The sequence below is a fragment of the Kitasatospora sp. NPDC087271 genome (assembly GCF_044744605.1).
In the GTDB taxonomy this organism is placed as follows: Bacteria; Actinomycetota; Actinomycetes; order Streptomycetales; family Streptomycetaceae; genus Kitasatospora.
The window spans coordinates 89304-99103 of the sequence record NZ_JBIUYQ010000010.1; the positions used below are offsets into that span (position 1 = coordinate 89304).

8 protein-coding genes and 1 pseudogene are annotated in these 9800 nt (G+C 73.3%); 7 read left to right on the forward strand and 2 right to left on the reverse strand.

Features of this window, described 5'->3' with window-relative positions; all coding sequences use genetic code 11:
* Positions 1-105: 105 nt before the first annotated feature.
* The 5 genes from ACIO9K_RS18815 (at position 106) to ACIO9K_RS18835 (ending at position 3840) form a co-directional block, all read left to right on the forward strand.
* Complete coding sequence (locus tag ACIO9K_RS18815; RefSeq protein WP_363619293.1) at positions 106-903, forward strand: DUF2127 domain-containing protein; 798 nt, start codon at positions 106-108, stop codon at positions 901-903.
* Positions 904-983: 80 nt separating this feature from the next.
* Positions 984-1622, forward strand: coding sequence for an AIM24 family protein (locus tag ACIO9K_RS18820; RefSeq protein WP_079135621.1), 639 nt, complete (start codon positions 984-986; stop codon positions 1620-1622).
* A complete protein-coding gene (locus ACIO9K_RS18825) occupies positions 1622-2272 on the forward strand; it encodes an AIM24 family protein (protein WP_063347778.1) in 651 nt (216 codons plus the stop codon). Before ACIO9K_RS18820 ends, ACIO9K_RS18825 begins: the two co-directional genes overlap by 1 nt.
* 203 nt (positions 2273-2475) lie before the next feature.
* Entirely contained in the window at positions 2476-3285 is an 810-nt protein-coding gene (locus ACIO9K_RS18830) for an AIM24 family protein (protein WP_363628739.1), read from the forward strand.
* A gap of 39 nt (positions 3286-3324) precedes the next feature.
* Positions 3325-3840, forward strand: a complete 516-nt coding sequence (locus tag ACIO9K_RS18835) for a MarR family transcriptional regulator (protein ID WP_350879579.1) — start codon at positions 3325-3327, stop codon at positions 3838-3840.
* 58 nt (positions 3841-3898) lie between these two features.
* Here ACIO9K_RS18835 and meaB read toward each other — a convergent pair whose 3' ends face one another.
* Together meaB and ACIO9K_RS18845 are read right to left on the reverse strand one after the other, a co-directional pair.
* Positions 3899-4855: a methylmalonyl Co-A mutase-associated GTPase MeaB gene (gene meaB, locus ACIO9K_RS18840; protein ID WP_363371930.1), complete on the reverse strand. Its 957-nt coding sequence runs from the start codon at positions 4853-4855 to the stop codon at positions 3899-3901.
* A 79-nt stretch (positions 4856-4934) separates the two neighbouring features.
* Positions 4935-6143 (reverse strand): acetyl-CoA C-acetyltransferase, encoded by a 1209-nt coding sequence (locus tag ACIO9K_RS18845; RefSeq protein ID WP_363582026.1) that lies wholly within the window; start codon positions 6141-6143, stop codon positions 4935-4937.
* A gap of 290 nt (positions 6144-6433) precedes the next feature.
* Here ACIO9K_RS18845 and mce point away from each other — a divergent pair, with 290 nt between their 5' ends.
* Positions 6434-6877: a methylmalonyl-CoA epimerase gene (mce, locus tag ACIO9K_RS18850; protein WP_363582154.1), complete on the forward strand. Its 444-nt coding sequence runs from the start codon at positions 6434-6436 to the stop codon at positions 6875-6877.
* A gap of 498 nt (positions 6878-7375) precedes the next feature.
* Positions 7376-9800 (forward strand): annotated as a pseudogene (locus ACIO9K_RS18855) (hypothetical protein); the annotation flags it as partial.

Sequence of the window (9800 nt, forward strand, 5' to 3'; positions counted from 1 at the left end):
GAACCCGGCTCGTCGCGCCGGCCCGTCACCCGCTGCCCCTATCCTGCTGCCCGCGCCCGACGCACCGGGCGCCGTAGACATCGGACGACCGGGGGTAGCGACCACATGTTCAAGCGGGACTGGGACCGAAGGACCTGCGCCAAGCGCGGCCACACCACCTACGCGCCGACCGAGCCCGAGCTGGCCGCCCGGCTGCACGCCGCGACCGCCCTCGGCGACGCCTGGCGCTGCCTGCGCTGCGGCGACTTCGCGCTCGGCACCCCGCACGGCTCCGGCCCGGCGCAGGACGCCCCGCTGGTGCCGCGCGGCAAGGCGCTGCGGGACCTCTTCATCCTGCGCTTCCTCGCCGTCGAGCGGGTGCTGCGCGGCCTGCTGATCATCATCGTGGCCTGGGCCGTCTGGAAGTTCTCCAACAGCCAGGACGCCGTGCACCGGGTCTTCGACGAGAACCTGTCGGTCTTCCGGCCGGTCACCGACCACTTCCACTGGGACCTCGAGCACTCCCCGATCGTCGACACCATCCGCAAGACCTTCGACTACAGGAAGAGCACCCTGCTGATCGTCGCGGGCGCGCTGCTGGCCTACGCGCTGATCGAGATCGTCGAGGCGGTCGGCCTCTGGCTGGGCAGGCGCTGGGCCGAGTACCTCACCGTCGTGGCCACCGCCGCCTTCCTGCCGCTGGAGGGCTACGAGCTGAGCGAGCACGTCAGCGCCGTGAAGATCGGCACGCTGGTGCTGAACATCGCCGCGGTGCTCTGGATCATGCTGTCCAAGCGGCTGTTCGGGCTGCGCGGCGGCGTGGTGGCCTTCGAGGCGGAGCGCCACTCGGCCTCGCTGCTGGAGGTCGAGGAGGCGGCCGGCGCCGTCCCGCACGCCGCACGGGGGGCGCACGCGCGGGCGTGACCGGCGCGTTTGTCGCAGACCGGTACCAGTTCCGCCCCCGCCCCTCCCCCCGCACCGGCCGCGCCCGCTAGATTGCGGCCGTGGCACAGTTCAGACTCCAGGGATCCCGGGTACTCGCGGTCGAGTTGGCCGGCGAGGCCGTCAAGGCCAGACACGGCTCGATGGTCGCCTACACCGGCCAGATGAGCTTCAAGAAGCTGACCGGCGGCGGGGACGGCCTGCGCGGCATGGTCGCCCGCCGGCTCACCGGCGAGCAGATGACCGTCATGGAGGTGAAGGGCCAGGGCACCTGCTACTTCGCCGACAAGGCCACCGAGATCAACCTGGTCCGGCTGAACGGCGAGACGCTGTTCGTCGAGGCGGACAACCTGCTCTGCACGGAGGGCTCGCTGCGCACCGGCACCACCTTCACCGGACTCAACGGCATGTCCTCCGGCAACGGCCTCTTCACCACCAAGGTGGAGGGCCACGGCTGGGCCGCCGTCACCTCGAACGGGCCCGCGATCATCCTGCGGGTCGGCCAAGGCCAGCCGCTGCGGGTGGACCCGGGCGCCTACGTGGCGCACACCGGCAGCCTGCACCGCAGTCTGAAGTCGGGCGCGGGCTGGACGACGGTGATCGGCGAGGGCGGCGGCGAGGCCGTCCAGGTGGAGTTCACCGGAGAGGGCCTGGTGTACGTGCAGCCGTCGGAGAAGGTCACCATCGGGGGCGACGTCTGATGGGCTTCACGAAGATCAACGGCAAGATGGTCGAGGCCGTGGTGCTGCCCGGGCAGCGGCTGTTCAGCCAGCGCGGCGCGATGCTCGCGTACACCGGGGACGTCCGCTTCACGCCGAACATCACCGGCGGGCAGGGCGGCGTGATGTCGATGATCGGCCGCCGGGTGGCCAACGAGGACACCCCGCTGATGACCGTCGAGGGCCAGGGCCGGGTGATGTTCGGCCACGGCGGCCACCACGTGCACGTGATCGACCTGGCCGGCGACACCCTGTACGTCGAGGCGGACCGGCTGCTGGCCTTCGAGGGCACGCTGCGCCAGTCCACCATGTTCATGGGCTCGCAGGGCGGGGTGATGGGCATGGTCCGCGGCCAGGTCACCGGCCAGGGCCTGTTCACCACCCAGCTGGACGGCAAGGGCTCGGTCGCGGTGATGGCGCACGGCGGCGTCTTCGAGCTGCCGATCGTCCCGGGCCAGCCGGTGCACGTCGACCCGCAGGCGTACGTGGCGCACCGCGGCCAGGTGCAGAACAAGCTGTCCACGGCGCTGGGCTGGCGCGACATGATCGGCCGCGGCTCCGGCGAGGCCTTCCAGCTGGAGCTGTCCGGACAGGGCGCGGTGTACGTCCAGGCGAGCGAGGAGAAGCTCTGATGTCCTACCCGCCGCAGCCGCCGTACGGGCAGTCGCCGTACGACCAGCCGACCCAGCCCGGCTTCGCCGCCCCTCCCCCGCCGGGCTACGCGCCGCCGCCCGCGCAGGGCTACCCCCAGCAGGGCGGGTACCCGCCGCCGCCTCCCCCGCAGCAGCCCCAACAGGCCTACGCCCAGGAGCAGTTCGGCGGCCAGCAGGCCCCGCTGCCGAGCGCGCACGGCGGCTCCGGCCCGGTGGTGCACGACGCGTACAGCCTGCCGGTGAACGACAACGTCAACCCGTACGCCTTCTCGGTCGACCTGAACGGCTCGTACTTCCTGCAGAAGGGCAAGATGGTCGCCTACTACGGCGACATCACCTTCAAGGGCGTCGGCGCCGGCATGCTGGACCGGGTGATCGGCCAGCACTTCAACTCGCCGATGCACGCGGCGGACTGGGTGGTCGCCCAGGGCCGCGGCAAGCTGCTGCTGGCCGACCGGGCCTTCGACCTCAACTCCTACGACCTGGACGACGGCAACCTGACCGTCCGCTCGGGCAACCTGCTGGCCTTCGACCCGTCACTGCGGCTCAAGCAGTCGATCATCCCGGGCTTCCTGACCCTGATCGGCACCGGGAAGTTCGTCGCCGCCTCCAACGGGCCGGTGCACTTCGTCGAGCCGCCGATCCGGGTGGACCCGCAGGCGCTGGTGGGCTGGGCGGACTGCCCGGCGCCGTGCCACCACTACGACCACGACTACATGCACGGGCTGATCGGCGGCATCCGGCGGCTGACCGGGCTGGGCGGGGCCTCCGGCGAGGAGCACCAGTTCGAGTTCATCGGCGCCGGCCAGGTGCTGCTGCAGTCCAGCGAGAAACTGATGGCCGAGCGGTCGGTGGGCCAGGTGGACGCCGAGGCGGGCGTGCCGGTGGGCGGGGTGCCGTCGCAGCCGGCGGCGTCGGGCCACGGCGGGGGCAACCTCAACGTGCCGGGTCTCGGTAATCTGGGCGATCTGGGGCGACGTTTCGGCCTGTAAACTTGTACAAGATTGAACTAAATAGGGTATGCTGAGCCCATGGATACGCACACGATCAACACTGCGGACACCCCTCCGTCGCAGCCCGAGGAGGAGACTCCCTGGCTGACCGCCAGGGAGCAGCGGATGTGGCGCGCCCATCTGGAGGTCGCCAAGCTGCTGGAGTACCAGCTCAGCCGTGAACTCCAGCCGCACAACCTGGCGATCAACGACTACGAGATCCTGGTGGTGCTCTCCGAGGCCCCCGACCGCCGGATGCGGATGACCGACCTCGCCACCGCCACCCTCCAGTCCAAGAGCCGGCTCTCGCACCAGATCACCCGGATGGAGAACGCCGGCCTGGTGCTGCGCCAGGAGTGTCCCGGCGACCGCCGCGGCCTCTACGCCCACCTCACCGAGCACGGCTGGGAGACCATGCAGCGGGTCGCCCCCGACCACGTGCGCAGCGTCCGGGCCCACTTCATCGACCGCTTCACCCAGGAGCAGCTCGACGCCATGTACGAGGCCCTCGCCCCGGTCGCCGAACACCTCCGCGGCCTGCGCGGCCGCGCCTGACGCGCCGCCCCCCAGCACACCGGGGCCGGCCCCACCGGGGGCCGGCCCCGCGCCGTCCTCAGCCCCGGGTGAGGCCGGCCACGAGTTCGTCGGCCGCGCCGTACGGGTCCAGTTCGCCCGCCACCACCCGCTCGGCCAGGCCAGCCAGGTGGCGGTCCCCGCGCAGGTCGCCGATCCGGGTGCGCAGTTCGGCCAGCGCGATGGCCTCGATCTCGTCGGAGGCCCGACGGCGGCGGCGCGCCGCCAGTTCGCCGTGCTCCTCCAGCCAGGCGCGGTGCTTCTCCAGCGCCTCGACCAGCTCGTCGACGCCCTCGCCGCGGGCGGCGACGGTCTTGACGATCGGCGGGCGCCAGTCCCCCGCCCCGCGGGCCTCGCCGAGGCCGAGCATGTGGTTGAGCTCGCGCGCGGTGGCGTCGGCGCCGTCCCGGTCGGCCTTGTTGACCACGAAGACGTCGCCGATCTCCAGGATCCCGGCCTTGGCGGCCTGGATGCCGTCGCCCATGCCGGGGGCGAGCAGCACCACGGTGGTGTCGGCCTGCGCGGCGATCTCCACCTCGGACTGGCCCACCCCGACGGTCTCGACCAGGATCACGTCGCAGCCGGCCGCGTCCAGCACCCGCAGGGCCTGCGGCGCCGTCCAGGACAGCCCGCCGAGGTGGCCGCGGGTGGCCATCGAGCGGATGAACACCTCGGGGTCGGTGGCGTGGTCCTGCATCCGGACCCGGTCGCCGAGCAGCGCACCGCCGGAGAACGGCGAGGACGGGTCGACGGCCAGCACCCCGACCCGCTTGCCGAGCCGCCGGTAGGCGGAGACCAGCGCCGAGGTGGAGGTGGACTTGCCGACCCCGGGCGAGCCGGTCAGGCCCACCGTGTAGGCCTGCCCGGTGTACGGCGCGAGCGCGGCCATCGCCTCGCGCAGTTGCGGGGCGGCGTTCTCGACCAGCGTGATCAGCCGGGCGACCGCCCGCGGCCGGCCCGCCCGGGCCTGTTCGACCAGCGTGGCGACATCGATCATCGGGAGCTCCTCGCGCGGATGCCTTCGGGGCCGCGGCGCCGCTCATGGCGGTCCGCAGCCCCGAAGGCATGTCAGCTGATCAGGCCTTCGGGCTGGCGTCCTTGGGGACGCGCACGATCAGGGCGTCGCCCTGGCCGCCGCCGCCGCACAGCGCGGCCGCGCCGACCCCGCCGCCGCGCCGCTGGAGCTCCAGCGCCAGGTGCAGCACCACGCGGGCACCGGACATCCCGATCGGGTGGCCGAGCGCGATCGCGCCGCCGTTGACGTTGACGATGTCCGAGGAGACGCCCAGGTCCTTGGTCGACTGGTGGGCGACGGCCGCGAACGCCTCGTTGATCTCGATCAGGTCGAGGTCGGAGACCTCCAGGCCCTCCTTGGCCAGCGCGTGCTTGATCGCGTTGGACGGCTGCGACTGCAGCGAGTTGTCCGGGCCCGCCACGTTGCCGTGCGCGCCGATCTCGGCGATCCAGCTCAGACCCAGCTCCTCGGCCTTGGCCTTGCTCATCACGACCACCGCGGCGGCGCCGTCGGAGATCTGCGAGGAGGTGCCGGCCGTGATCGTGCCGTCCTTGGCGAACGCCGGACGCAGCTTGGCCAGGCCCTCGACGGTGGTGTCCGCGCGGATGCCCTCGTCCTGGCCGAACAGCACCGGCTCGCCCTTGCGCTGCGGGATCGCGACCGGGGTGATCTCGGCGTCGAAGACGCCGTCGGCCTGCGCCTTGGCGGCCCGCTGGTGGGAGGCCGCGGCGATCTCGTCCTGCACCTCGCGGGCGATGCCCAGCCGGGTGTTGTGCTTCTCGGTCGACTCGCCCATCGGGATGTTCTCGTAGGCGTCGGTGAGGCCGTCGTGGGCCATCGAGTCGAGCATCCCGATCGCGCCGTACTTGTAGCCCTCGCGGGACTTCGGCAGCAGGTGCGGGGCGTTGGTCATCGACTCCTGGCCGCCGGCCACCACGACGTCGAACTCGCCGGCCCGGATCAGCTGGTCGGCCAGCGCGATGGCGTCCAGGCCGGAGAGGCAGACCTTGTTGATGGTGAGCGCCGGGACGCTCATCGGGATGCCGGCCCGGACGGCGGCCTGGCGGGCCGGGATCTGGCCGGCGCCGGCCTGCAGCACCTGGCCCATGATCACGTACTGGACCTGCTCACCCGTGATGCCGGCCCGCTCCAGCGCGGCCTTGATCGCGAAGCCGCCGAGGTCGGCACCGGAGAAGCCCTTGAGGGAACCGAGCAGGCGACCCATCGGGGTCCGCGCACCGGCAACGATCACAGAGGTGGTGTTGGTCATGGGACGAGCCCCTTCGCACGTCGTGGCCAGGTGAGGATGCGCTCAATGTACTGACCCGTTACCCGCCCGTCACCGGAGCGACGGTGTGATCGAGCGCACTGGCACCTTCCAGTCAACACCGTGTCAACGCGGCCCGGGTGAACCCCGGCGTCTGCCCCCGGTGTGCGGCCCGGGTGGACCCCCGGCGTGTGAGCAGACTCGCACGTCCGGCGCTGGCGCCGGTCAGCGGCGATGCGCTGCACTGGTGCCACCTGGTTCCCGAGGTACCCAACCCGCCCCCGGAGGTCGCCGTGCTGACCCGTATCGACCACATCGGCATCGCCTGCCGCGACCTCGACAAGACGGTCGAGTTCTACCGCGCCACCTACGGCTTCGAGGTGTTCCACACCGAGGTCAACGAGGAGCAGGGCGTCCGCGAGGCCATGCTCAAGATCAACGACACCGGCGACGGCGGCGCCTCCTACCTCCAACTGCTGGAGCCCACCCGGCCCGACTCGACCGTCGCCAAGTGGCTGGAGAAGAACGGCGAGGGCGTGCACCACATCGCCTTCGGCACCGCCGACGTGGACGGCGACGCCGAGGCCGTTCGGGCCAAGGGCGTGCGGGTCCTCTACGACGAGCCCCGGATCGGCTCGATGGGTTCGCGGATCACCTTCCTGCACCCCAAGGACTGCGGCGGCGTCCTGACCGAGCTGGTCACCTCCGCCGAACCGGGCGTCCACGACGCCCACTGACCCCCGCCAGGTGCCGTCCACGACCGGGCGGCACCCCCGAATCGTCGGTCATGACCCGTCAGTAACCTCGTCCGACAGCCGGAAAACCACCACGCGGCCATTCCCCCGCGGTGCGCTCCCACTACAATGCCCAGGTGCGCGAAGGCTCCGGGGGACGGAGGCGACGGGCACGGCCGATGACAGGCCCGTCCGCCCAGCGGTGGCCGGCCCGTCGCAGGGGAGTCCACAACGCGGGCACGGCTGAACAGTCGCAACACTGATCTGTCACCATTCTCCACAAGGCAAGAGTTCGCCCAGGAGTCCACCCGGACGGGGGAACGCGGCATCACCGCGCTTCCACGCCCAGGGCTCCGACGACCGCGGCGGGCGGCCCCGGCTTGACCGGCGGGCCGTCCACCGGCTGCGGATGCAAGGAGCCAGTCGGACCAGTACCCGGACAACGGGTGCCCTGGACCGGCCGGGTCGAGGACGCGACCAGGAGATGGATGGGACCGCGGAGTGCGGGGCAACGACCGCTACGAGGTTGACGATCACCTCTCCCAGTTCGAGGCCGAGATGGGTCGGACTCGAAAGGAGCGGGACAAGGCAGTCGAGCATGCCGAGGACCTCGCCTACCAGGTGGAGGTGCTCCGGGCCAAGCTGCACGAGTCCCGCCGCATGCTCGCCCAGCCGCGCGCCTTCGACGCCGTCTCCGGCCAGGCCGAGCAGATGCTCCGCACTGCCGAGATGCAGGCCCAGCAGCTGCGCGCCGACGCCGAGCGCCAGCTGCGCGACTCCCAGGCCGCCACCCAGCGGATCATGGCCGAGGCCGCCGAGCGCACCGCCCGGCTGGAGGCCGAGCTCACCGCCCGCCGCCGCCAGCTGGAGGACGAGCTCACCGAGCTGCGCCGCACCGCCGAGCAGCACGTCAACGGCTGGGCCGAGCAGACCAGGACCGGCTCCGAGCAGGAGGCCCAGCGCCTGCTCCAGGACGCCCGCGCCGAGGCCGAGCGCATGGTCGCCGCCGCCCGCGCGGAGGCCGTCGCGCTCTCCGACCAGGCCCGCGCCCAGACCGCCGCCGACGTCGACGCCGCCCGCGGCGAGGCCCAGGCCGCCGCCGAGGCCGCCCTCCAGCGGGCCCAGAGCGACGCCGAGCGCCTGCTGCGCGCCGCCTCCGAGCACGCCCAGCAGGCCGGCGCCCAGGCCGCCGCCGACGTGGACGCCGCCCGCGGCGAGGCCCAGCAGCAGCTGGCCGCCGCGCACGCCGCCGCCGAGCAGCAGCTCGCCGTCGCGAAGGCCGAGATCGGCCGGCTCAAGGAACAGGCCTCCGCCGAGCAGATCCGGGCCGAGCAGCAGCTCGCCCACGCCCAGGCCGAGATAGAGCGGCTACGCGCCGAGGCGATCGCCGAGGCCGAACGCACCCGCCGCGAGTCCGCCGAGCTGCGGGCCCAGGCCGAACAGGCCGCCGAACAGCTCCAGGCCGACGCCGAGGCCGCCGCCGAACGCAAGGCCGCCGACGGCGAGGCCGCCAACGAGCAGCGCTCGCAGACCGCCCGTGCCGAGGTCGCCCGGATGGTCGCCCACGCCACCAAGGAGGCCGAGGCGATCCGCGCCGAGGCCACCACCAAGCAGGCCGAGGCGGAGGCCGCCAAGGCCGCCGCCGCCGAGGAGAGCGAACGGCTGCGGGCCACCGCCGAATCGGTGGCCGGCGAGCTGCGCGCCGAGGCCGAGGCCGCGATCGCCGAACTGCGCGCCCAGGCCGACCGGGAGGTCGCCGAACTCCGCGCCCACGCCGAGGCCGAGGCCCAGCGGCTGCGCCACGCGGCCGAGGAGGAGGGCCGGGCGGCCGGCGCCAAGGAAGCCACCGTCCACCTCGCCAAGGCCGCCAAGACCGCCGAGGAGGTGCTCGGCCAGGCCGACCAGGACGCCGAGACCGCCCGCACCGAGGCCGCCACCGAGGCCGAGCGGATCCGCACCGAGGCCGCCGCCGAGGCACAGCGCCTGCGCGAGCAGGCCCAGGCCGCAGTCGAGCAGGCCCAGAACGCCGCGCTCGACGACGCCGCCGCGATCCGCGAGCGGATCGAGCAGATGCAGGACGAGGCGGCCCGGCTGCGGGCCGAGGCCGAGGAGCTGCGCGCCCAGGCCGCCGCCGAGGCCGACCGGGTGCGCGGCGAGGCCCGCCGCCAGGCCGTCGTGCAGATCGAGGAGTCGGCGAAGAACGCCGAGGAACTGCTCACCAGGGCCAAGGCCGACGCCGACGAGCTGCGCGCGGGCGCCGCCGGGGAGATCGAGCGGCTGCGCGCGCAGGCCCAGGAACAGGCCGCCGAGACCCAGGGCCGGGCCGAGCAGACCCTCGCCCGGGCCCGCACCGAGGCCGAGAAGACCACCACCGCCGCCGAGCAGCAGGGCCAGGACGCCCTCGCCGCCGCCAAGGCCGCGGCCGCCGAGAACCGTGCGGCCGCCGAGCGCGAGACCGCCGAACTCCGCCGGGACGCGACCGAGTTCGACCAGCGGGTCCGGGCCGAGGCGAACGCCGCCGCGACCGCCCTCAGCGCCGAGGCGCAGGCCGAGGCGAACGCCGTCCGGGACGCCGCGGTGGCCGACGCCGAGCGCGTCCGCACCGAGGCCGACGCCGAGGCCGCCCGTACCCGCAGCGAGGCCGAGGCCGCCGCGAACGCGCTGCGGGAGGAGAGCCGGCGCGAGCACGAGGAGGCCGCCGCCGGGCTGCGCCGCGAACGCGAGGAGACCGCCGAGCAGCTGGCCGCCGCCCAGGCCGCCCACGAGCAGGCCGAGCAGACGGCGACCGAGCTGCGGGCCCTCGCCGAGCGGGAGAGCGCCGAACTGCGCGAGCTCGCCGAGCGCGAGACCACCGAACTGCGCGAGCTCGCCGAGCGCGAGACCACCGAGCAGCGCACCGCCGCCGAGGCGTACTCCGCCGACGTCC

Bases quoted from the DNA above. Each gene is read 5' to 3' on its own strand.
- ACIO9K_RS18815 (WP_363619293.1), top strand. From the start codon at position 106: ATGTTCAAGCGGGACTGGGACCGAAGGACCTGCGCCAAGCGCGGCCAC.
- ACIO9K_RS18845 (WP_363582026.1), bottom strand. From the start codon at position 6,143: ATGACCAACACCACCTCTGTGATCGTTGCCGGTGCGCGGACCCCGATG.
- ACIO9K_RS18825 (WP_063347778.1), top strand. From the start codon at position 1,622: ATGGGCTTCACGAAGATCAACGGCAAGATGGTCGAGGCCGTGGTGCTG.
- ACIO9K_RS18835 (WP_350879579.1), top strand. From the start codon at position 3,325: ATGGATACGCACACGATCAACACTGCGGACACCCCTCCGTCGCAGCCC.
- meaB (WP_363371930.1), bottom strand. From the start codon at position 4,855: ATGATCGATGTCGCCACGCTGGTCGAACAGGCCCGGGCGGGCCGGCCG.